20 protein-coding genes and 1 pseudogene are annotated in these 22,574 nt (G+C 37.3%); 7 read left to right on the forward strand and 14 right to left on the reverse strand.

What is annotated here, in order from left to right:
* Window positions 1-4: 4 nt before the first annotated feature.
* A complete protein-coding gene (locus WBG45_RS11375; RefSeq protein ID WP_424414647.1) occupies window positions 5-760 on the reverse strand; it encodes an exodeoxyribonuclease III in 756 nt (251 codons plus the stop codon).
* Window positions 761-1,016: 256 nt separating this feature from the next.
* Here WBG45_RS11375 and WBG45_RS11380 point away from each other — a divergent pair, with 256 nt between their 5' ends.
* Complete coding sequence (locus WBG45_RS11380; protein WP_424414649.1) at window positions 1,017-2,486, forward strand: aldehyde dehydrogenase family protein; 1,470 nt, start codon at window positions 1,017-1,019, stop codon at window positions 2,484-2,486.
* A 56-nt stretch (window positions 2,487-2,542) separates the two neighbouring features.
* On the opposite strand, the gene WBG45_RS11385 is transcribed toward WBG45_RS11380, so the two are convergent.
* The 6 genes and pseudogenes from WBG45_RS11385 to WBG45_RS11410 all read right to left on the reverse strand — a co-directional run bounded on the left by WBG45_RS11385 (window position 2,543) and on the right by WBG45_RS11410 (window position 7,423).
* Window positions 2,543-3,073 carry a methylated-DNA--[protein]-cysteine S-methyltransferase gene (locus tag WBG45_RS11385; RefSeq protein WP_424414651.1) on the reverse strand — a complete coding sequence of 177 codons (531 nt, stop codon included), beginning with the start codon at window positions 3,071-3,073 and terminating at the stop codon, window positions 2,543-2,545.
* Window positions 3,060-3,668: a bifunctional transcriptional activator/DNA repair enzyme AdaA gene (locus tag WBG45_RS11390; protein ID WP_424414652.1), complete on the reverse strand. Its 609-nt coding sequence runs from the start codon at window positions 3,666-3,668 to the stop codon at window positions 3,060-3,062. The genes WBG45_RS11385 and WBG45_RS11390 overlap by 14 nt, the downstream gene beginning before the upstream one ends.
* A 391-nt stretch (window positions 3,669-4,059) precedes the next feature.
* A complete protein-coding gene (locus WBG45_RS11395; RefSeq protein ID WP_424414654.1) occupies window positions 4,060-5,205 on the reverse strand; it encodes a cation:proton antiporter in 1,146 nt (381 codons plus the stop codon).
* Between the two features lie 175 nt (window positions 5,206-5,380).
* Complete coding sequence (locus tag WBG45_RS11400; RefSeq protein WP_424414656.1) at window positions 5,381-5,662, reverse strand: DUF1292 domain-containing protein; 282 nt, start codon at window positions 5,660-5,662, stop codon at window positions 5,381-5,383.
* 236 nt (window positions 5,663-5,898) lie between these two features.
* Window positions 5,899-6,690: a DUF4097 family beta strand repeat-containing protein gene (locus tag WBG45_RS11405; protein ID WP_424414658.1), complete on the reverse strand. Its 792-nt coding sequence runs from the start codon at window positions 6,688-6,690 to the stop codon at window positions 5,899-5,901.
* 20 nt (window positions 6,691-6,710) lie between these two features.
* Window positions 6,711-7,423: pseudogene (locus WBG45_RS11410) on the reverse strand (EcsC family protein).
* Window positions 7,424-7,927: 504 nt separating this feature from the next.
* On the opposite strand from WBG45_RS11410, the gene WBG45_RS11415 reads away from it, so the two are divergent.
* The 4 genes from WBG45_RS11415 (at window position 7,928) to WBG45_RS11430 (ending at window position 12,022) form a co-directional block, all read left to right on the forward strand.
* Window positions 7,928-8,935, forward strand: coding sequence for a LacI family DNA-binding transcriptional regulator (locus tag WBG45_RS11415; RefSeq protein ID WP_424414659.1), 1,008 nt, complete (start codon window positions 7,928-7,930; stop codon window positions 8,933-8,935).
* 105 nt (window positions 8,936-9,040) lie between these two features.
* Window positions 9,041-10,273, forward strand: a complete 1,233-nt coding sequence (locus WBG45_RS11420) for an ABC transporter substrate-binding protein (RefSeq protein ID WP_424414661.1) — start codon at window positions 9,041-9,043, stop codon at window positions 10,271-10,273.
* A 61-nt stretch (window positions 10,274-10,334) separates the two neighbouring features.
* A complete protein-coding gene (locus WBG45_RS11425) occupies window positions 10,335-11,198 on the forward strand; it encodes a carbohydrate ABC transporter permease (protein WP_424414663.1) in 864 nt (287 codons plus the stop codon).
* Complete coding sequence (locus WBG45_RS11430; RefSeq protein ID WP_424414665.1) at window positions 11,198-12,022, forward strand: carbohydrate ABC transporter permease; 825 nt, start codon at window positions 11,198-11,200, stop codon at window positions 12,020-12,022. Before WBG45_RS11425 ends, WBG45_RS11430 begins: the two co-directional genes overlap by 1 nt.
* 188 nt (window positions 12,023-12,210) lie before the next feature.
* On the opposite strand, the gene WBG45_RS11435 is transcribed toward WBG45_RS11430, so the two are convergent.
* Window positions 12,211-14,022: a LysM peptidoglycan-binding domain-containing protein gene (locus WBG45_RS11435; RefSeq protein ID WP_424414667.1), complete on the reverse strand. Its 1,812-nt coding sequence runs from the start codon at window positions 14,020-14,022 to the stop codon at window positions 12,211-12,213.
* Window positions 14,023-14,681: 659 nt separating this feature from the next.
* On the opposite strand from WBG45_RS11435, the gene WBG45_RS11440 reads away from it, so the two are divergent.
* A complete protein-coding gene (locus WBG45_RS11440) occupies window positions 14,682-14,921 on the forward strand; it encodes a hypothetical protein (protein WP_424414668.1) in 240 nt (79 codons plus the stop codon).
* A 594-nt stretch (window positions 14,922-15,515) separates the two neighbouring features.
* Here the strand turns inward: WBG45_RS11440 and WBG45_RS11445 are convergent.
* The 4 genes from WBG45_RS11445 to groES form a co-directional block, all read right to left on the reverse strand.
* Window positions 15,516-17,531: an acyltransferase family protein gene (locus WBG45_RS11445; protein WP_424414670.1), complete on the reverse strand. Its 2,016-nt coding sequence runs from the start codon at window positions 17,529-17,531 to the stop codon at window positions 15,516-15,518.
* Window positions 17,532-17,928: 397 nt separating this feature from the next.
* A complete protein-coding gene (locus WBG45_RS11450; RefSeq protein ID WP_424414671.1) occupies window positions 17,929-18,315 on the reverse strand; it encodes a hypothetical protein in 387 nt (128 codons plus the stop codon).
* Window positions 18,316-18,499: 184 nt separating this feature from the next.
* Window positions 18,500-20,128, reverse strand: coding sequence for a chaperonin GroEL (groL, locus tag WBG45_RS11455; RefSeq protein ID WP_424414673.1), 1,629 nt, complete (start codon window positions 20,126-20,128; stop codon window positions 18,500-18,502).
* Window positions 20,129-20,159: 31 nt separating this feature from the next.
* Window positions 20,160-20,444 carry a co-chaperone GroES gene (gene groES, locus WBG45_RS11460; RefSeq protein ID WP_024536835.1) on the reverse strand — a complete coding sequence of 95 codons (285 nt, stop codon included), beginning with the start codon at window positions 20,442-20,444 and terminating at the stop codon, window positions 20,160-20,162.
* 195 nt (window positions 20,445-20,639) lie between these two features.
* Between groES and WBG45_RS11465 the strand changes: the two genes are divergently transcribed.
* Complete coding sequence (locus WBG45_RS11465; RefSeq protein WP_424414675.1) at window positions 20,640-21,371, forward strand: lysostaphin resistance A-like protein; 732 nt, start codon at window positions 20,640-20,642, stop codon at window positions 21,369-21,371.
* A 179-nt stretch (window positions 21,372-21,550) separates the two neighbouring features.
* On the opposite strand, the gene tatC is transcribed toward WBG45_RS11465, so the two are convergent.
* Window positions 21,551-22,330, reverse strand: a complete 780-nt coding sequence (gene tatC / locus WBG45_RS11470; protein WP_424414677.1) for a twin-arginine translocase subunit TatC — start codon at window positions 22,328-22,330, stop codon at window positions 21,551-21,553.
* Window positions 22,331-22,351: 21 nt separating this feature from the next.
* Window positions 22,352-22,549 carry a twin-arginine translocase TatA/TatE family subunit gene (gene tatA / locus WBG45_RS11475; RefSeq protein WP_424414679.1) on the reverse strand — a complete coding sequence of 66 codons (198 nt, stop codon included), beginning with the start codon at window positions 22,547-22,549 and terminating at the stop codon, window positions 22,352-22,354.
* Window positions 22,550-22,574 lie beyond the last annotated feature (25 nt).

Below are 22,574 nucleotides of genomic sequence, written 5' to 3' on the forward strand. Positions count from 1 at the left end.
TTTATCATGAATGAAGTTCCAAAATAATTGGGCAGTGATCGCTACCAAGTATGTGAGGATGGATTGTTGCATGGGACAACCTATCTTGTAATCTCTTAGATGCAATAAAATAGTCAATTCTCCATCCAATATTACGTTCCCTGACCTTACTCATGTACGACCACCAACTATATGCGCCTTCCAGCTCCGGATAAAAATAGCGGAAGGTATCAATAAATCCTTCATTCAGTAGTGCGGTCATCTTGCCCCGCTCCTCTACTGTAAATCCAGAGTTACCCTTATTTGATTTCGCATTTTTTAAATCTATTTCTTCATGGGCCACATTTAAATCACCACACATGATAACGGGTTTCACTTGATCAAGTTTTTTTAAATAATTACGTAGTTCATCTTCCCATTCCAATCGATAAGGGAGTCTAGTTAAATCTCGTTTTGCATTTGGCGTATAGACATTTACTAAATAGAAGTTATTGAATTCCAAAGTCAAAATTCGACCCTCTGCTTCCCCATCAGCATCCCCAACTCCATATTTAACGGAAATCGGCTTTTGTTTTGTAAAAACGGCCGTTCCTGAGTACCCTTTCTTTTCTGCATAATTCCAATACTGTTCATAACCTTCTAATACTAAGTCAATTTGACCTGCTTGCAATTTTGTCTCTTGCAGGCAAAAAATATCTGCATCCACTTGTAGAAAATAATCTAAAAATCCTTTTTGTACACAAGCTCTAATGCCATTCACATTCCACGAAACTAATTTCATTAAGCTATAACTCCTCAATTGATTCTTTATTTTTTCATATATAGGAACTTCTCTCACCAACGCAGTTACAACTCTTGACTCAATCTGAATGTGCTGCCATTAGTTTAGCTGAATAACCCACGGGTAAAGTTTAAGGTACTCAAACTTTATAAAACTTTTTGTAGAATGTCTAGGTACTAACATTATCAAACATCGGCCACTAAATCTTAAGTAGGCTGAACAATAGCAATGTTTTTAAAAAAAGGAGAGAAATATAATGCAAACTGACTTTACTCGTTTATATATAGATGGAAAATGGCTGATTGGAAATAGTGAAAAATCAATAAGCAATGTAAACCCTTTTAATGGAGAAGAGCTTTTTACGATACAGTGTGCCAATAAAGAAGACTTAGACTCAGCTTACAAAGCTGCTCAACTAGCACAGGAAGATTGGGCAAAAGAACTCCCACAGAATAAACGTGCAATATTGGAGAAAGCACTTGTTGTCATGCAAGAAAATAAAGAGCTGATTATTGAATGGTTAATTAAAGAGGCTGGTAGTACCTTTATGAAAGCAAGTGCTGAATTCGGAGCCTCGATCAATATCTTAAAAGAAGCAACGACCTATCCTTTTCGCATGGAAGGAAAAATCCTACCTTCGCAAACTCTTGGCAAAGAAAACCGAGTGTATCGCAATCCCTTAGGTGTCATTGGAGTTATTAGTCCTTGGAACTTTCCTTTCCACTTAGCCATTCGCTCGATAGCTCCTGCTATAGCCACAGGAAATGCAGTAGTTATTAAACCAGCCACGGATACACCTGTTACAGGCGGTTTGCTTTTCGCTAGCATTTTTGAAGCAGCGGGTCTGCCAAAAGGACTGTTGAATGTCATTGTGGGACGTGGCTCTGAGATTGGTGATGAAATCGTCACTCACAAAACGCCTCGCCTAATTTCATTTACTGGTTCAACTGATGTAGGTAGACATATCGGAGAACTTGCTGGAAAAGGGCTGAAAAAAACAGCGCTCGAACTGGGCGGAAATAACGTTTTTATCGTTATGGATGATGCAAATATTCAGCAAGCAGTTGAATCGGCTTTGTTTGGTAAGTTCTATCACCAAGGTCAAATCTGCATGTCCATTAATCGGATCTTTGTTCACAAAGAAGTTTATGATGAGTTTGCTGAGTTATTTATTAAAATGGCTAAAAATCTTAAATACGGCAATCCTGCCGACAAAGATACGAACGTTGGTCCCCTAATTAATCGCGACCAAGTCGAGCGTATTTTAAGCGACTTAAATACAAGTGTTGAACAAGGGGCGAAGATTCGTCTAGGTGGAACAGCTGAGGGTAATGTATTAGCCCCTACTGTTTTAACGAATGTAACGAATACAATGCCTATTGCAGAAAATGAAATTTTCGGTCCAGTTGCCATCCTTATTCCGTTTGAAAGTGAAGAAGAAGCGATTGAAATGGCCAATGTTTACCCATTTGGCTTAAGCGGATCTGTCCACTCTACTAATATTGAGCGAGGAACAGCAATCGCACATAAAATACACACAGGAATGATTCACGTTAATGATCAATCGGTGAACGATGAAGCACATATGCCTTTTGGCGGAGAAAAAGACTCTGGTCTTGGCCGCTTCAATGGTGAATGGGTGCTCGAAGAATTTACTACGTTAAAATGGTTGTCGGTACAACATACCCGTCGTGACTATGGACCATTTATTAATCAACTAAAATAAAAAGAAACCAGCCTTTACTACAGAGGCTGGTTTTTCTATGTGGAAAATGCATTATCTTACTTGGAACTCTCTTTTCGGAGTTCCAAAGCCAATAGTTGTTCTTTCATTTCGAGTCCGCCACGATAACCGGCCAATGCTCCACTCTTTGCAATGACGCGATGACAAGGTACTGTAATTAACACAGGATTTGCCCCGATTGCCGTACCAATCGCCCGAACTGCACTTGGTTTTTGAACACGGACCGCAATATCTGTATACGATACCGTTTGTCCGTAAGGAATTTCTAGTAATGCTTTCCATACGTATTTTTGAAACTGTGTGCCATAGAGGTCGACAGGTTCAGTGAAATTCCTGCTTTCACCTGTTAAATACTCTATTAATCCATCCGAATAAGATTGCATGTTTTCAGCATTTTCAACTAACTCGTAACTCGGTAGACGTTTTTTCACCCAGTTTTCAAGTTCTTCAAATTCTTTGTTTTGAGATCCTACATAACAAATGCCCAGTGGTGTTGCAGCGATGTACATATTCCATTGTTCATGTGTAAATCGAGTCCAATAAATGAAATTACCACTACTTTGTTCCATCGTCTGATGCCTCCCCGACTGATTCTCCTACAAGATGTTTTCTGTATTGCAAGGGTGTAAGCCCTATTTTCTTTTTGAAAAGGGTGATGAAATAAGGTGTGTTCGGAACTCCTATTCGTTTACCGATTTCTCCGATAGACTTCTCAGTCGCCTTTAATAGATCTTTCGCATGTTCAATTCTTACCAGTTGGATATATTCGACCGGTGTCATATTCATGATTCGCTTAAATGTACGTTGCAAATGAAAGGGACTTCCATGGCACATATTTGCAAGTACTTCGAGCGTTAATGGTTGTGAATAATGGCTGTCTATATAGTCGGTAATTTGTACAACCCAGTCTTCATCCGGTATCTGTAATCCTTCAGGTTTACATCGTTTACATGATCTAAATCCTTGTGATAGTGCTTGCTCTGCATTCTTAAAGATAAGAACATTTGCTTTATTTGGAAGTCTTGATTTGCAGGATGGTCTACAAAAGATGCCCGTTGACTTCACCGCGTAGATAAACAGGGTATCGTATGACGAGTCATTATGCATAATAGCTTGCCATTGTTCGTCTGATACACAGCTAAAGGATTGATTATCACTGCTCATGGAATCACCTCATCTCTACAATAAGTATAACCTCTACACATTGGCGGTTGATAGGTTACTGCTAGATAAAAGCAAGATAACGAAATTTCTTGTTTTTAGTATGTAATGAATTGAGAAGTTTTCGATTTGTAAAAATGAAGATGCTAGAAATGAAGAAATGATGTCTTTCTAGGGAGGAATAGTGTCCTCCTCCAAGCGAATGGACGAAAACCTAAAGAAAGTGGACGATAACCCCAGTTGAATGGACAATAAAGCAAGTTGAATGGACGATGAAGCACAACGAGTGGACGATAAACCACGTTGAGTGGACGATAAAACCAATCTCTCCAAGTCCCGTAGAGAAAAACCCAACTCAGAAAGCAGTTGGGTTTATTATTATGAAGCGTTTTAGTTATTCTACTTTTTTATCACCCATAAATTTTCGACCGATTATTGTGGCCATTTGGAATAGTACCATCCCGAGTAGCGCAGCAATCAGAATGTACATCCCCGCAAAAATTTGCACGACTCCGGTTGCTAATCCGGCAATGATAACAGAGAACTCACCTCGTGGCGTAATTGCCAATCCAGATTCCAGTGACTCCCGCTTGTCCAGTCCGTACCACCGACCACCAAGATAACCGACAATTATTTTAGAGAACATTGACCAAATCACAACGACTATCAACAAACCGAATGCAGGTACTTCTTTTGTGAATTCTAACGTCAATCCGAAGTTTAAAAAGAAGAATGGTAAGAATAAATTCCTTACTGGCATTGCCACTTCCTGGACTTTGTCTTTAAAGCTGGTTTCAGCAAGCATGATGCCTGCTAGGAACGCACCGATTACTTCCGACAAGCCCAAGAACAGAGCAAATCCACCATACGTAATCGCTACACCAAGTACAAACAATACGAAATAATCTTCATCGAGAAAACGACTAATCAGATTATGAGCTTTTTTGAATAGCACTTTACCTATTACAACAGCACCTATTACAAGCATGGCAATTTTCAGGAACACATAAACAAAATCCATTCCTGAGAATCCATCCCCACTCAATCCTATTAATACTGTAATTAAAATAGGTGCAATAAGATCTTCAAATATCAACAATGATAATATGAACCCAGATTCCTTATTATCGAGCTTGTTTTTATGTTCAAGTAACTTAACTGTAATAGACGAGCTAGTGGCATATACCAAGCCTCCAATTAATAGAGAGGTAAATAGGTCGTGACCAAAAAACATGGCAATGGCAAAAGTGACACCTAGACCGAGGACGACATCGAGCACACTGGCTTTCCAAACTTTCTTGCCTTTTTTGCCGAGTTCTCTAAATGTGAATTTCATACCTAATAAGAAGAATAGGACAATTAATCCGATTTCTCCCGCTACTTTAAACACATCGGTGTCTCCGAAATAATTGGTAAGGGATAATGCGGCTCCTAACAAAATGAAAATCACGATATCTGGTATGCGTAATAATTTTATTCCTACAAAAGCTGCAACAAATAAAGCAAACAGCATTAACCCAATCGCCAGTGGTAAATTCATGCTCGATTCACACCCCCTTCCAACACAATTTGAGTATACCCTTTGCATACCCTAAATATAAATCACTCATCCGTAGCTATGCTAGCACAATAAAAATAACCATCAAACTGATGGTCATTTTGTTAAAAAGGAACAGAACTCTTTAAGAAGTTCTTATTCTCTTCTTTTCCCTTATTTACTCTTCTTCTTGCTCTAGAGCTTCTTGAGCTTCACTAAACGCTGCAGAAATTCGATCAAATTCTTCATCCGTTTCAATCACAGATAATTCTTCGCCATCTTCAACTCTTAAGAAGAAAACATCGATATCATCTTTTGATTCATCTTGAGTTTCTTCTGCAAAGCCTACTGCAGCATATTCAACTTCATCGATCGTTAATGTTCCTAGAACCTCAATTTCTTGGTCCTCGCCGTTCTCGTCCGTCAATACAAATATATTACCCACTTCTACTTTTTCCATTTAACATTCCCCTTTCAAATCTTTTATCAAAGTATATACAGTCACCATAAGCGATTTTCCATAGTATTTCAAACAATCCTATTTTCATTCATCCGTCTTTTTTACCCTCTAATAAAAAGAGTCAAACCTTTTAATGCTTCCAAGGTTTGACTCTTTTCAATTAAATTTCAATGTTTTAAGATATCCTGAGAATTTTTCCAGGAGAATTTCGTGCTTTTGACTATTCTAAATGCTCATTACTTCACTGTTATGCTGCCATTATCTGTCCGTAACTTCATCAAATGTGTGCCTTTACCATAAACTTTAAGCTTAGTCTCTTGTCCGAAAATGGTGATTTTACCGTTACCAGACTTTGCATCAATTGTGGCCTTTGTCGGCTCAGATTCAGTTTTAACCTCGATGCTACCGTTATCTGTCGATAAATCAATGGGCGAGTCAATATCATTTGTTACCAGAGAGATTTGTCCATTATCCGTAGAACCCTTAATTTTACCTTTGACATGTTCCAAAACAACTTTACCATTATCCGTTTCAACATTTACTGTTATAGCTTCCACATTTCTTAATTGTATTTGGCCATTGTCCGTCTCTAATACAATTCCTTCAGAATGTAGATTTTCTACGTTAATTCGTCCATTGTCACTCATTACTTGGAGGTTTTTATATTGTTTTTCCGGCACACTTACTGTCAGTTTACTATCACCAGAATTAAATCCAAACGAAAAGAAAAATTTACGTTTCTGTTTTAATTGAACAGAAAGAGTATCTCCTTTTACTGCGGCATCAAAAATGAATTTAGTCTTTTTATTAGCCCCAGTATATTCAACAGTAGTTTCTAAACTTTCCGTCGGCACAATCATCACATCCGCATTATTTGTAACTACTTCAATGTTGATGAATGAAGACTCGTCTATCACTTTCTTATTGGCGTTTTCTCCAAAGACTTTCATCGTGTTGAACATATACGTCACTCCACCTACTACCCCTAGCAGAAGTAGGAATGAAATTAGCAATTTGTTTTTAACCATTATCTTGTGTCAGCTCCCTTTTATTTAGCATGCAATATACGCAATCTGTATGAATTCATAGCACATTCTCCAAGTTGATCGAGCAGATTGTAATTGGCAAATGCACCAACCACTGCTCCAATACCAGGTAACATTTGGAACATTTTCACTAAATCGATGTAATCGCGATATTCCTGTTGAAATTCCCGCCAGTCCATATCTGCTACCAGCAGTTTTTGTTGCTCCCAGTTTTCAATGATATACAATGTTTCTTTTCGTTTTTCCTCACTTGAAAAGGCCATTAGAAAAATATGAAGGATAAAGAGGCGTTCTTCAGGATTTTTGTATCGAATCCATACACAGCAGCTGCTTCAAATAGGAACTTCATTTTGATGGATAATAGCAAGGGAAAGTCAGCAATTCCAAGTAGTATGCCACCTGCACCTGTTCCCGCTCCTTCAATCGTTGCCGTTTTTCTAAAGGTAGCAAGCTTTTCTCTAAATAATTCATCTCTCTCATAGAGACTCAATTCTGTAGGTAATCGCTTTTTCGTCGTGATATTTGAACCTGCTAGCGTTGCTTTCACCATATTTTTGATACTTTCTGTCATCACTTGATGAAATCGCTCTGGAAGTAGGCCATTTATTTTTGTCTGTGCAGTCTTAGATACGCGACTCACAAGACCGGATTTCCTTGTCATTTTCTTCTTCCAAATTTGTAGTTCTTGTTCTACCTTCTTCGTATAATCAACCATTTGCCCTACCCCTTCTTACAACCAAATTCCTTCGGTACTTCAAGTATAGCCATTTAGTAAATCATTCAAATGGACCTAGGAGGTGTTTACATCTACGACTTGAGACGTAGTTGCTCACTTCTTTTCTGCTTGAAAGGAACAGGTTTTAAAAACACTCACCCTTAAAAGCATATGATAAAGAAAATAGAAAAGAAGGTAAGTAACAGTTCAATGAATTGGTACTTCCCTCTCGAATTTAAAATTTGTAGAGGAGACCTATTAAATTCCTCCTTTACAGATTAAAAACTTAGGCGAGAATTTAATTTTTAATTGAGTTTCAGTTTCTTAAATGGGTACAGCGTTATATTATCTGCAGTTTAAACCTTAAAACTTAACATTAATTTGAGTTTCACTAAAAATCAAACTATTCAAAAAGAATATTGTAAGGGCTTCCATTCTATGCTATTATGACAAAAACGTAAACGTTTACGTTCAATAATATTATTTGAATGAAGCAGGTGAGTAATGCCTTACACCATTAAAGATGTTGCACAAAAAGCAAATGTATCCATTGCAACGGTTTCAAGAATTTTAAATGACCAAACAGGTTATTCAAAGAAAACGAAAGAAAAGGTGCTTAAGGTCATAGAACAATTAGGCTACCAACCTAATGGGGTAGCAAGAGGTCTAATCACGAAAAGAACACATTCTATTGGTGTCTTGTTCCCCCATCTCTCCGGATCATTGGTAACAGAATTATTAAGGGGCATTGAAAAGAGTGCAAGTGCACATGGTTCCAGTGTCTTTGTTTGCCATACGGAATCTGATAGCGAAAAAACGATGAAATATCTAAAGTTGTTAAATGAAAAGCGTGTTGATGGCATTATTTTCACAAGTGGCATTTTGCTAGATGAATACTATGAATATATTAAAAAAATCAATGTTCCAATGGTTTTGTTAGCAACACAGTCAGAAAAGTATCCATTCCCGTTTGTTAAAGTGAATGATCACGATGCTGCATATTCTGCTACACAGTATCTAATTAATAAAGGTCATACAAGAATAGGTATGCTCAGCGGCAATGCGGATGACTTAATTGCCGGTAAACCAAGGATTGACGGATTTACTAAAGCTTTAAAGGATAATAATATTCCAATTAAAGATAATCGTATTGTCGTTACGAAAGGATTTGGTTTTTCTGAAGGAGTGGCAGGATTAAAAAGCTTGCTAACTATTGATCCAGAGATTACAGCAATATTTGCTGCAAGTGATGAAATAGCTATCGGTGCAATTTCGTCAGCCTATCACCTTGGAATTAAGGTGCCTGATGAGTTATCTATCATCGGCTACGACAATCTAAGTTTTGCTGAGATGTCCATTCCCCCCTTGACTACAGTAGCTCAACCTTTTGTAGAAATGGGTGAAACAGCGGGAAACATTTTATTTAAAATGTTGGATACTGATGAAATAGTGGATAGTCAGATTGTCTTGCATAAAATTATTGAACGAATGAGTGTTAAAGAAGAGGAGTAATCCTTTCTTTATTAAAGAAACTAAACATTTATGTAGAATGTTAAATTTATTTTAGTTTTTTACGTAAACGTTTACTTATAAAAATTAACTTAGGAGGAATTTCAAATGTTTAAAAAAGCAACGTTAGGTTTTATGGGTATTGCACTGGGAGCGTCGTTATTAGCGGGTTGTTCTTCTGGTGAAAATGAAGATGGCAAAGTTACACTGCAGCTGTTTTCGAATAAGTCTGAAAATATAAATACGTATAAAGGATTTATAGAAGAATTCGAAAAAGAAAATCCTGAAATCAATATTAAATTAGATGCCCCACCTGAAGCAGAAACAGTGTTAAAAACCCTTTTAACTAAAAATGATATGCCAGATTTAATGGCTATAGGGGGCAATTCAACTTACGGAGAATTAGCGGAGGCTGGTGTTTTAAACGACTTTTCTGATTCCGAATTACTAAAAACGGTACAACCATCATATATCGATATGGTAAACCGCCTTGCAGGACCTGATACTAAAGGAACATTTGGTCTACCCTATGCCACTAATGCAAATGCTGTAATCTATAACAAAGCTAAGTTTGAAGAATTAGGACTCGAAGTACCAACAACATGGGATGAATTTATTGCTACTCTAGAAGAAGTTAAATCAGCTGGTGAGATTCCAATTTATTTAACGTTAAAAGATGCATGGACTGGGATGATATCTTGGAACTCTCTTGCGGCTAATATAGCAGGAGAAGACTTTGCAGAAAATAAAAATAATGGTGACGCTTCATTTGTTCAAAACTATTCCGAAGTGGCCGACAAAATGTTAACGCTTACTAAGTACGGACATAAAGACAATATGGGTGTGGCATATGGAGATGGAAATAATGCGTTTGCAAGTGGCAAAGGCGTGTTTTACCTTCAAGGAAACTGGGCTATCCCAGAAATACAAAAAGCAGAACCCTCTATCGAGCTTGGTGTTTTCCCAATGCCTGTAACAAATGATCCTGCAAAAAACAAACTAGTTTCAGGAGTAGACGTTATCCTTACCATGAATAAGGATACTGAACATAAAGAAGAAGCAATGAAGTTCATTGAATTCATGATGAACAAAGAAACTGTCCAAAAATACATCGACGAACAAAAAGCTTTCTCTGCCATTCAAGACGTCTATCAAGAAGATGTTGTTTTCGAAGGAATTAAAGAAAATTTCGAAACGGGAGAACTCACAAGCTTCCCTGACCATTATTATCCAGCTGGAATTGGTGCAGAAAATTTACTACAGGAATTCTTGATAAAAAAAGACAAAGAGAAATTCTTGAAGAAAATGGATTCCGAGTGGGAGAAAATTCAAAATCGTTAATCTGAAAAAGGGGCGTCTTCCTCAAGATGCCCTGTTCTTTTATTAAAGGAGGGTAATTAATTTGAATAAGAAAAGTAAATTATACATGGGTATTGCCCTACCAGCATTTGTATTCTTCTTTGTTTTCCATACATATCCAGCCTTGCAAGGAATCTTTTATAGTTTTACTGACTGGAAAGGCTATGGCGACTGGAATTTTATTGGACTAAAAAACTATTTAAATCTTTTAAAAGATGACCGTGCTGGAGATTCCTACCTTTTTACTTTTAAATTTGCTATTTTATCAACTATTATCGTAAACATAATCAGTCTTCTAATTGCGATTGGACTAAGTGCGAAGATTAAATTTCATATGACACTTCGGGCAATTTATTTTATGCCGTTTATTTTAAGTATTTTAATAATTGGTTTTATATTCAACTTCATTTTTGCACACGTATTGCCTCAACTTGGAGATTTCTTGGGATGGGTTTGGTTATCTAAAAATATTTTAGGAGATCCTAACCTTGCCTGGCTTGGTATCGTTTTTGTTGCTGTGTGGCAAGCTGTTGCATTTAGTACAATTCTTTATTTAGCAGGACTGGTAACAATTTCCCAAGACCTGTATGAAGCAGCCAGTATTGATGGTGCTGGCGCGTGGACAAAGTTTTGGAAGATTACGTTCCCAATGATTGCACCCTTCTTCACTATTAACATGGTTTTATCCATGAAAGGTTTTTTACAGGTTTTCGACCAAATTATAGCCCTCACCGGAGGAGGACCAGGTAGATCTACCGAATCCATTTCATTACTCATTTATCGGGGCGGATTTGAAGGCGGAGATTTTGCATACCAATCAGCTAACGCAGTGATTTACTTTATTGTGATTGTAATTGTTTCTGTATTCCAGCTGAGAATTTTAAATAAGAGGGAGATGATCAACTAATGCAAAATAAAAAAACAAGTTGGCTTATCACGTTCCTTTTATTTTTAGGTTCATTAGTTATTCTAATTCCAATATATTTAACTATCACAATCGCTTTTAAAACACCTCAAGAAATGGCAGGAAACTTATTTGCACTCCCTCAAAATTGGGGGTTTGACAACTTCATTCAAGCGATTGAAATGACTAATTTCTTTAGTGCATTAAAAAATAGTGTAATTGTTACAATATTTGTAGTGTTTTTTACTGTTATGACCAACTCATTAGTGGCATATGTTATTGCCCGAAACATGCATAAGAAGGTTTACAAAACATTATATTACTACTTCTTAAGTGCAATGTTTATACCATTCCCTATCATTATGCTTCCATTAGTGAAACAAACTAGTGCATGGGGCATGGATAATCTTGTAGGTTTAATTATTCTATACACAGTCTTTAACATTTCGTTTAATGTCTTTATTTACATCGGTTACATCCGTTCCATACCTATGGAGCTTGAGGAAGCGGCTGTTATGGATGGAGCGAGTACATGGGGCGTGTTTTGGAAAGTGATTTTCCCACTATTGGCACCTATGAACGCAACTGTAGCCATTCTTACATGTATCGGAGCATGGAATGATTTTATGCTGCCTCTTGTTTTGTTAAGTGATCGGGAGATGGCAACCTTACCTCTTGTTCAATATATTTTCCAATCTCAGTTCAGCACAGATTATAATTTAGCGTTCGCCTCTTATCTAATGGCTCTTACTCCTATGATCATCGTTTACATCATAGCGCAAAAATGGATTATTAGCGGAGTGACAAACGGTGCAGTAAAATCATGATATTTTATGGAAACTAATTTTCACTTGTCATAAATAACATTTCTGTATTTAAATTTAAAGACTACCTCCTATTTTCAGGAAGTAGTCTTTTCTTTATATGCAATTTAGAAGTGAGGGTTAATAGCTTCCTCCCTACAGAGTATGATGGCAGAATTGAAAAGATTAATCACTATAATCTGATTTGTATACTACAGAAACACAAGAGTAGAACTTATTTCATTCAAATGTTCCTGATCTACCCATAAGATAAAGTAATTGTAGAAACTATCCCCAATTTGAATGGGTGTTGGGTACCTGACGATTAGAGCAGCTTGATCTTCCATTTCTGGTGGTTGGTCCGCTGACGGGTAAATAAAACATGCTTCTTGTTGTTGGATTTGTGACTTAATGATACGGGGTTCGGAACCGTAAGGATATAGTCCATGGAACGCTTCATTTTGGCAGATTTCGTTAATCGTTTCATCTGTAGAAATCGCTGAAAGTTGAAAGAATCCATCGGGACCTTCATATCTTTCGTCCGTTACTCTTTTCCAATGGGAAGGGTATTGAAATTGAACTTTATAGACAGAGTTGGTGTAGGTTTTTTTCAAAAGAACAATTGAACTAGGTGACCATTGCAAAGACGTAATGAATGCAACTTCTCTTAATCGAATCGGCACAGGATGTACTATATCAATCATCCATATCTCACTAGCCATTCCATTGTTACAGTCCGAAAGGAAGGCAATCTTCATGCCATCTGGTGACCATGTTACAGGGGTGGCAAAGCAATTTGATATGGCTCTTGTCAGATCGTTCTCCCCTTGTCTTCCAGTTGTTTTAATTAGTGAGAAATATCCAATGTCTTCATAAGCAGTGGCACTGTAAGCAATTGTCGAGGAATTAAGAGACCATACTGGAAAATAGTTTTTAGCAAGAGGACCGCCTCTTACTTCAAATATGTGTCCTGTAGAAATTTCTAATGTGTAAATAATGGAGATACTTGCACCAGGAGTTGTATAAAGTAAGTGGGATCCATCTGGGGAAAGCCGAACATCATTAAAACGACTTCCAGTGTTTTGAGTAATCTGTTGTTTATTCGTTCCATCTGTTCGAATACGGTAAAGCTGACTAACTCCTGATGCATCGGGCGCTTGGAAAAGCAATTCTGTTCCGTTCGGAAACCACTGGACATCGGTCGCATCATATTGGTTTATTTTTCGGACTTGATGTGTGTTTACATTGTACAAAGTGATATCATTCTGTTTTGCATACACCAGGTCTTGACTGTTCGGTGACCAATTTAAATAAATACCTAACCCTTCACTAAATTGATCAATACGGCTAATTGTCCCCTCCGATAAGTGGAAAACATACAGAATTATATCTTTTCCTACAAAAGCGATTCTTGAACTGTCTGGTGACCAATAAGGAATTGAATAGGATTCCCCTAAACCAGTTGTAACTTGGACATTCTCTCCATTACCAGGATTATATAACCAAATATCATAGTCTCCCCCTACGTTAGATGTATAGGCAATTAAACCTTGATCCCCGGGAGGAGCATATGGAATGATTAACTTCATACCTGGGAAAATGATATCGGATGGTAATAGGTTCACCTCTCTGATTAGCTCAGAATTACTGATTCCATTTGTTATAACATTAAATCGACTTGCGATTTGAAAAAGTGTGTCACCGGGTTGAACAACATAATATGGGCTACCTGGAGGGACTTTCAACAGTTGACCTGTTTGTATGACAAAGGGAGGATTGAGCCTATTTGCTTCGATAATAGAGGATTGTGGAACGCCGAAAAATTGAGCAATAGTAAAAACGGTATCTCCTGCCCTTACACGGATGACATCAACACCTGGTGGAACAGAAAGCTGCTGACCTACGTAAATCGTATATGGTGCTTGCAAATTATTCGCAGCAATAAGTGACTCAACAGGTAGCTGCCACCGTCTCGATATCTGATACAACGTATCCCCTGGACGGACCGTATAAAAAATTTGCATCGTTAACCTCCATTATCGATTTTTACTTAAAGAAAAAGGAAGATTGCGTTTTTATCGAATACTTTAACCTATCGCAGGCTGAAGCATAAAATGCATGTTAGTAATCAATTAAATGATTAGAAAGAAAAAAGACTACTTCTCATTTTCATGAGGAGTAGTCTTTTGAATGAATAAAAGAACAACAGGGACTGCCACTGCGCTTTCCGTGGCTTGACTTCAGCCTCCTCGTCACTGGAAAAACATGTGCTCCTGCGGTTACTCGTCGCAAAGATACTGGCTCTTGGCCAGCATCTTTCCTCCGGGGTCTTCAGTTCAAGCTATTCCCACAGGAGTCTTCGTGGCAGTCCCTGCGTGCTATTAAGACTTTAATCAAAGTTTGAAAAAGTGCTAAAGGTCCTTAGCTATTATCGTCCAACACTGGCAGACAACTTCACAAAGATAGAGTGATATGTTTATAAAAATACTTTTGTCAACGACTAAGATTACTTCTCATTTTCATGAGAAGTAGTCTTAGTATTAAAAACAAGTGCCAATTAAATTCGAGAATTTTCATTGATATCTAAAAATAAGAATAACTACTACATTTAATAATTATTTGCTTAAAGAATAAATAGCCCTGTAATTGACAATAAATATTGTTATTGGAGGGGAAGAAAATTATGTTAATAAAAAGTGATGATAAAGTAATTTATTGCTACAACTGTCGCAAAAGAACTTTATTTACACGCAGAGATATGAACAATAATAGTGGTGTAGACAATCATTGTACTGAGTGTGTATTTGTTTGGTTTGAATGGCAAAATCGAGCTGTACAACGCGAAAAAGAAAAATGGCTTGAATATAATGGCGGAGTATTAAATAAAACACAAGATCACTCAAAAAACTCATTCGTGACGTAGTAAAACTGGTTAGGTATATTAACCGGTTTTTTTATTTGGCTCAGTTAAATAACATTTTAAAATGAGCGAAAGTTCAATGTAATTGTGAAAGTATACCTGTTCAACTAAAGCATCCGTATGTTGAACAACAACTAACAACCTTGATAAATATTCCAGATCCATTAATTAATTCCTCTGGTGCGTTAGGGACAGTAATGAGATATTGATAGTTATCAACAAGCATTAACGGCATTTCGTATATTGATATGATTACTGAAAAAATAACAGAAAAGATAAATGGTGATTTTGGAATTACTAATTTTATAGTGATTAGTAAATACATATGGCTAAGAATAATCATCGACAACAAAGCTCCTACAAAGAAGGAACCTGAGATGAAATTTATAAGATATAAATAAAGCTCTGTTAAATAAACAAGGAGTGTCCCAACGAATGGGAAGTTATAATACCTAAGATTTATTTGCTACAAGATCACAAGATGGAGATACAACCAAAAATGTCTATATGCACGCTATAAAAAAAGAAGTCTTTCAAAGGTTCATTAAAGAACTGATGAAAGACTTCTTTTATTTATTAAAAGAGTAGGATTACATCTTACAAGTTTTCAAGAGCTTTCATTAGATGTTTTTCTAACGCTGGAGCTAACGTTCGAGAATAGGTCGCTGTGATATGGTGAAGATCACGATACACTAATACATTTCCTATGACAGGTTTGCAGGTATCATCATCACAGAAATACTCCGACATGTCTGCAAAAACTACATTGTCTGGTATATTCTCGGTGTTTTCCCATGGAGGAATTGCGGATAAGGCATCTTTCCTCTGTACTGAACAGTCATCCGGATTTTTTTCCACGCACATTGGAGGATCCTCTTCCATTCTTGGATTATCACGGAGCGCAAACACCGTAGTAATTCCTTCAAACTCTTTCCACTTACTGAGGTATCCAGCAGGTATTGTATCACCACTATTGACATTTGCTGTGGTAAATAGTAAATCCGGTGGATCGGCAAGTAAAGGTTCCATCACATCGACATTCCACTCCATACAAGATTTTGATAGCGCGCCATTACTATCATCACTCGAAAACCTACACGCGTCTTTATTGTATAAATCAATTTTCAAATTCTGCATCTCAGCCACAATTTCCAAGGCAGGGAGCCAATGACCAGAGTGGGAGCCGCCTACAAGTGCAATCGTATATTCCGGATTGTCTAATTCACCGTATGAACATTTATCTACTCCTTTTTCAGTACGACTGCTGAAACAATCCCTTTCATCGTAGAACAATGGCACATCCATTTTAGCATTAATAGGACTGGGGATTGGTTCAAGATTCGGGGCTGCTTTAACGTTGTCAGAGATGGTGCGTGCACCTGGATAATCTTCAACGTTATCTCCTTCAATCGACTCTATACCGGCGTTCACTTTAATACTTTCCGAAGCAGACTGATCTACGTAAACTCCCCAAGATATGCCGACGAAGATTACGGGGAGCATGAATGTCGCCAAAATTCCTCCAAGTCTTACTTTCGATTTCTTTACGTTTATTTTTCTTACTGGTGCTTCAAGCATTTTTACGGAAATTATTGATAAAGCGAACGCGACTAACAAAATAGCCAATCCACCTTGATAAGTTACCGTGTCCGTGCCAAAATACGTGTAATAAAAAATCAATATCGGCCAGTGCCATAAATAAAATCCGTAAGAAATATTTCCTAAGTATAAAAACGGTTTTGAACCTAACAGTTTCTCTACTCCAAAACGGCTACCATTCTCTGCAGAAAGGATGACTAACATCACACCTGAAGTTGGTAATAACGCAGCATATCCAGGGAAAACATTGGATACAGGCAAAAGAATACCAGTAAAACAAATGACGGCCAAACCGAACCAACCTATAACAAAACTAAATGACTTTTTAAATCTTAGATACGGAATCATCAACGCCAAAATCCCGCCTAAGCTAAACTCCCACACTCGCGCAAACGTATCAAAATACGCCCAGGGCTGATTTGCAGAGGTAATATAAATTGAATACCCAAGAGAAATGGTAAAAACGATGCTCAGCACAGTCAATAAAGTCTTGCGCACAGGAAGTTTAAATATCTTCCTTGCCGAAAAGTAGGCCAACATAATGAGTAGCGGCCATGTAACATAAAATTGACCTTGAATAGACAAAGCCCAAAAATGTTGGAATGGGCTAGCAACATTGTCTTTAGCCAAATAATCAACAGCAGTGTTCGCCAACTGCCAATTCTGAAAGTAAAAAGCCGAAGAAAAAATTTCAGGAATCGTTTGTTTCCAAACCGTAACCGGTAAGATAAGAATCGAAAATACCGTTGTAAACAAAAGAACAGTAAAGGCGATTGGGAACAATCTTTTAGCCAACCCTAACAAATATTCAAAAAGATTGATTCTTCCTTCTCTCTCCATTTTTGACAACAAAGATGTTGTAATTAAATATCCTGACACTATAAAAAATACATCCACTCCGCCAGAAACGGAACCAATCCAAATGTGATAAACTGCCACCAATAAAGCCGCAACAGCTCTTACTCCCTCTATTTCGGGGCGAAACTTCTTTTCTGGTACTCTTAAATCAACCAACTTTTACACCTCAATTTCAAAACATTCATTTAATCAAATTCCTTTGGATGCCACCGACTTCTAACCAAACAATTGTTATAGCAATATTTCAAACCCCAAAACAGGCAATCATAATTTGGCGTAGTATACATTTTTTCAATATAACAACACCAATTATTGCAAGCATTCCATTCTAGTTAAAAATTCCTAAATTCATTGAACCATACTAGAATGCAACGTTCTAGTCTTTTTGTCAAGCTATCCCATTTTTGTTAATTGGATTTTCAACACATCAAAAAGGACCTAACATAAATTTATAATTCACGTTAGGTCTTCACATTTGGTGATATTTAGTTAAAACAATTTTCGCCAGTTGAAAAAAGTCGAGAAAAGATATTGATTACCATTATGGTGTAAATTATTTTTCTGTCACTTTAATATTAAAAGAATCAGGATCCACATCAAATGCATTACCTACATCCTTAATAATTTTTTCTATCCCTTTCGTCGTCTCTTGATTTGACTCTTCAGAAAGATGAACTTCTATATCTATTCTGTCTTTAGAATAGATTGAACCCATTACAGCTGTTTCCTCATAACCATTCTGTTCCAAACGATTCCTTACTTCCTCATGAAAGCCACTGTTATTTAACATTTCAACAAACTCATTTGCTTCTTTAACTTGCTTCTCATGGTACCAATCGCTAGCAAAATAGGCATAGCAACCTATACCTACGAGAACAGCAACAACCATCACAGCAATTTTGCGCTTCCTCACTAACTTCTCTCCAAAAGGTTTGTTCATGTATATGATTGTTTAAAGAAGAGAATACCTTTTACTTGTGTCGTGTTTTTAAATTTTCTGTCCTCATTATCTTGGTAAGGCAAATTAAGGCAACAAAAAGACTACCTCCTGTATTTAGGAAGTAGCCTTTTCTTAACAAACTATTGATGAACTATACAGCTTCTCTGAAAAAGAGAAGTTTAATTTACATCATGCCGCCCATTCCGCCCATGTCAGGCATACCGCCGCCTGCATTTTTGTCTGGAATTTCTGCAACTACAGCTTCAGTAGTTAACAACATTGCTGCTACAGATGCTGCGTTTTGAAGTGCAGAACGAGTAACTTTCGTTGGATCCACGATACCCGCTTCCATCATGTTCACCCATTCGCCGTTTGATGCGTTGAAACCGATACCGATTTCTTCACGTTTCAAACGATCCACGATGATTGAACCTTCAAGACCTGCGTTGTTTGCGATTTGACGTACTGGTTCTTCAAGTGCACGAAGAACAATTTTCACGCCCGTTGCAACGTCACCAGTTTCAGTGTCTGCTAATTCAGCCACTTTTTTGTAAACGTTCACTAGTGCAGTACCACCACCGGAAACGATACCTTCTTCAACAGCTGCACGAGTTGAGTTCAATGCATCTTCAATACGAAGTTTACGTTCTTTTAGTTCTGTTTCAGTTGCTGCACCGACTTTAATTACGGCAACACCACCTGAAAGTTTCGCTAAACGTTCTTGTAATTTTTCTTTATCAAATTCAGAAGTTGTATCTTCTAATTGAGAACGAATTTGGCTTACACGACCAGTAATTGCATCTGTTTGGCCAGCGCCTTCAACGATTGTTGTGTTGTCTTTCGTTACAACTACTTTAGCTGCACGACCTAATTGTGTAATGTTCGTTGTTTTTAATTCTAAACCAAGCTCTTCAGTAATCACTTCTCCGCCAGTAAGAATTGCGATATCTTGTAGCATCGCTTTACGACGATCGCCAAATCCAGGAGCTTTAACAGCTACGGCATTGAACGTTCCACGTAATTTATTCACAACAAGAGTTGCTAAAGCTTCGCCTTCAACGTCTTCAGCGATTAGGATAAGTGGTTTACCTTGTTGTACCACTTGCTCTAGTACTGGAAGAATTTCTTGAATGCTTGTAATTTTTTTATCTGTAATTAAGATATATGGATTTTCTAAAACTGCTTCCATTTTATCTGAATCCGTTACCATGTATGGTGATGCATATCCACGGTCGAATTGCATACCTTCAACCACATCAAGTTCAGTAGTGAAGCCTTTAGATTCTTCAATTGTGATAACGCCGTCGTTGCCAACGCGCTCCATTGCTTCAGCAATCAATTGACCTACTTCTTCATCACCTGAAGAGATACTTGCTACTTGTGCGATTGACTCTTTGCCTTCGATATCTTGAGAGATTTCTTTTAGGCCAGTAATTGCTGCTGCAACCGCTTTTTCGATCCCTTTACGAATTCCTACAGGGTTTGCACCAGCTGTTACGTTTTTCAAACCTTCACGAATCATTGCTTGAGCAAGAACCGTTGCAGTTGTAGTTCCGTCACCAGCGATGTCATTTGTTTTAGATGCAACTTCAGCTACAAGCTTAGCACCCATGTTTTCAAATGCATCTTCTAGTTCGATCTCTTTTGCAATCGTTACACCATCATTTGTAATTAGGGGTGAACCAAATTTTTTCTCAAGAACCACGTTACGTCCTTTAGGTCCAAGCGTTACTTTTACAGCATCTGCTAATTTATCTACACCACGAAGCATTGCGCTACGAGCGTCTTCGCTAAATTTAATTTCTTTTGCCATTTAGTAAATCCTCCTAAAATATGATTAAGTTTTATCCTATAATTGCTAAAATATCGTTTTCACGTAAAATTAAGAATTCATTACCTTCATATTTCACTTCAGTACCAGCGTATTTAGAGAAAAGGATTCGATCTCCTTCTTTTACATCTGACTCTACACGCGCGCCGTTTTCAAGTACACGACCAGTTCCAACAGCAAGTACTTTACCTTCTTGTGGCTTCTCTTTAGCAGAGTCTGGTAGTACAATACCGAATGCTGATTTTTCTTCTGACTCGACTAATTCAATTACAATACGATCGCCTAATGGTTTTAACAAGTGAAAACAACCTCCCTGAATGGTAGTAATTATTTTATTAGCACTCTCTGTTCTTGAGTGCTAACACATCTCCTATCATAATGAATTGACTGAACTTTTGCAAGTAAGAACACTGAGATTTTTGTATTCTTTGCGAGGTTGCCAGAAAACCCATACAATATAGAAAGAACTTCTTTAGATGAAAGGATTTTACCCGTGAAAAATAATAAAACTGCATTTTATTTAATTACCGTTTACGTCATCATGCAATTGTCTGGAGCTTTGTTCGCCCCATTACTCTTCCGCTTTTTAAATGGACAAGAGGGCATGGGAGAGTCACAAGCAAAACTTTTAGCAAGTGGTTGGTGGATTTTCATTAGCATGTCCGTCGCAGCCCTAATAAGTGTAGCGATTATTCGTAAAGACAAAACATTTTTAAATAACTTAAAAGGCAAAAAAAGTTCCATCCCCGCATCCATTGGATGGGGTATTCTTGGGTTCTTCATGGTGTTGATAGGTCAAGCAATTGCAGCAATGGTTGAAAATGCTCTTGGAATTAAACCAGGATCTGATAATACAGCTACTTTTGTAAAAATAGCGGCCGCTGCTCCAGTTGCTATATTATCGATTGCCATATTTGCTCCGATTTTAGAAGAACTCATTTTCCGACGAGTTATTTTTGGATCGCTTGTACAAAAATCGAACTTCTTTATTGCAGGAGCTGTAAGTGCGATTGTTTTTGCAGTCATCCATTTTGATTTTACACACATACTACTCTATGCGGTATCAGGTTTTATATTCGCCTTTTTATATTACAAAACAAAAAGAATTTGGACTTCAATCATTTCACATATGCTACTGAACGGCTTTGTCGTGTTGGTCCAATTAAATCGTGAAAATATTGAACGATATCAAAAGTATTTAGAAACCTTATCGAATTCACAATAACAAGAGTTTCATATGATTTACTCCCGATGATGTTAATATCGGGAGTTTTTTGTTTTAGTTTCTCTTTTATTCCTACTGAATGGGTTTTATTCCCATTAGACCTATCTTTATTCCTATTGAAGGCTGATTTATTCCCATTCGCCCAGTTAATTCCAAGTGCAAAAAAAGCCTTCTACCGATTATACCGGTGGAAGGCTTTCGTTTTGACGCTTCACTTCTTCTATTTGTTGAAGAGCTTCTGCTTTTAAATATTTGCGATATCCTATTTTAGCTACGATGATACTGAATTCAAAAAGTAAGATAAGCGGAATGGTAACTAACACATGTGACATGATATCCGGTGGTGTTAAGATATCTGCTACTACTACTAACACAAGGTAAATGTATTTACGATACTTCGTTAATAACATCGGTGTTATGATTCCCAATCGTGTTAGGAAAAGTAATACCACTGGCATTTGAAAAACAAAACCAAACGGGATGGTTAATTGGAATAGGAAACTAAAGTACTCATTAATTCCAATGGTTTGCTCAATATTCAAATCTGACGCTAAATCTGCCATAAAATGTATGACAAATGGAAATACGACATAATAGGAAAATGATACTCCAGCGATAAATAGTAAAAAGATGAACGGAATGTAACTAAGTGTTGCTGTTCTCTCTTTCTTGTAAAGCCCTGGAGAAATAAAAGCCCATACTTGGTAGAGTATAATCGGAGATGTCATAACAATAGCTAACACCATCATCACCGAAATTAAAATTTTAAATGGATCCGTTATTTTAAATGCATTTAATGTTAAGTCCCGTGCTTCTTCGCTTACTTGTAAGAATTCAATCAGTGGGCCAGCTAAGAAAAAACTAATTACCACTGCAATAACAAAGAAAACGACGATTATCATCAGCCGTTTTCTTAATTCAATAATATGATCAACTGTAGTCATGTCTCTTTCTTCCATCAGAAAAACACCCTAACGTACTTACTTAACTTCGTCGTCTAGCTTTTTTTTCTTTTTATTATCTTCATCTTCATCTTCATCGATTAGACCACGAGTTGCATTTTTGAATTCGCGAAGCGAACTACCGAATGCTCGTCCTAATTCGGGAAGCTTCTTAGGACCGAATACAAGTAAAGCCACTACCACAATCAATAAAATACTTAATGGACCTGTTGGCATGATAGGCACCTCCTCTTGTCTACTA

This window comes from Paenisporosarcina sp., from assembly GCF_049671445.1.
Lineage (GTDB): Bacteria > Bacillota > Bacilli > Bacillales_A > Planococcaceae > Paenisporosarcina.

Excerpts from the sequence above, each read along its gene's own strand:
- WBG45_RS11375 (WP_424414647.1), bottom strand. The coding sequence starts at position 760 with ATGAAATTAGTTTCGTGGAATGTGAATGGCATTAGAGCTTGTGTACAA.
- WBG45_RS11380 (WP_424414649.1), top strand. The coding sequence starts at position 1,017 with ATGCAAACTGACTTTACTCGTTTATATATAGATGGAAAATGGCTGATT.
- WBG45_RS11385 (WP_424414651.1), bottom strand. The coding sequence starts at position 3,073 with ATGGAACAAAGTAGTGGTAATTTCATTTATTGGACTCGATTTACACAT.
- WBG45_RS11390 (WP_424414652.1), bottom strand. The coding sequence starts at position 3,668 with ATGAGCAGTGATAATCAATCCTTTAGCTGTGTATCAGACGAACAATGG.
- WBG45_RS11395 (WP_424414654.1), bottom strand. The coding sequence starts at position 5,205 with ATGAATTTACCACTGGCGATTGGGTTAATGCTGTTTGCTTTATTTGTT.
- WBG45_RS11400 (WP_424414656.1), bottom strand. The coding sequence starts at position 5,662 with ATGGAAAAAGTAGAAGTGGGTAATATATTTGTATTGACGGACGAGAAC.
- WBG45_RS11405 (WP_424414658.1), bottom strand. The coding sequence starts at position 6,690 with ATGGTTAAAAACAAATTGCTAATTTCATTCCTACTTCTGCTAGGGGTA.
- WBG45_RS11415 (WP_424414659.1), top strand. The coding sequence starts at position 7,928 with ATGCCTTACACCATTAAAGATGTTGCACAAAAAGCAAATGTATCCATT.
- WBG45_RS11420 (WP_424414661.1), top strand. The coding sequence starts at position 9,041 with ATGTTTAAAAAAGCAACGTTAGGTTTTATGGGTATTGCACTGGGAGCG.
- WBG45_RS11430 (WP_424414665.1), top strand. The coding sequence starts at position 11,198 with ATGCAAAATAAAAAAACAAGTTGGCTTATCACGTTCCTTTTATTTTTA.
- WBG45_RS11435 (WP_424414667.1), bottom strand. The coding sequence starts at position 14,022 with ATGCAAATTTTTTATACGGTCCGTCCAGGGGATACGTTGTATCAGATA.
- WBG45_RS11440 (WP_424414668.1), top strand. The coding sequence starts at position 14,682 with ATGTTAATAAAAAGTGATGATAAAGTAATTTATTGCTACAACTGTCGC.
- WBG45_RS11450 (WP_424414671.1), bottom strand. The coding sequence starts at position 18,315 with ATGAACAAACCTTTTGGAGAGAAGTTAGTGAGGAAGCGCAAAATTGCT.
- groL (WP_424414673.1), bottom strand. The coding sequence starts at position 20,128 with ATGGCAAAAGAAATTAAATTTAGCGAAGACGCTCGTAGCGCAATGCTT.
- tatC (WP_424414677.1), bottom strand. The coding sequence starts at position 22,330 with ATGGAAGAAAGAGACATGACTACAGTTGATCATATTATTGAATTAAGA.
- tatA (WP_424414679.1), bottom strand. The coding sequence starts at position 22,549 with ATGCCAACAGGTCCATTAAGTATTTTATTGATTGTGGTAGTGGCTTTA.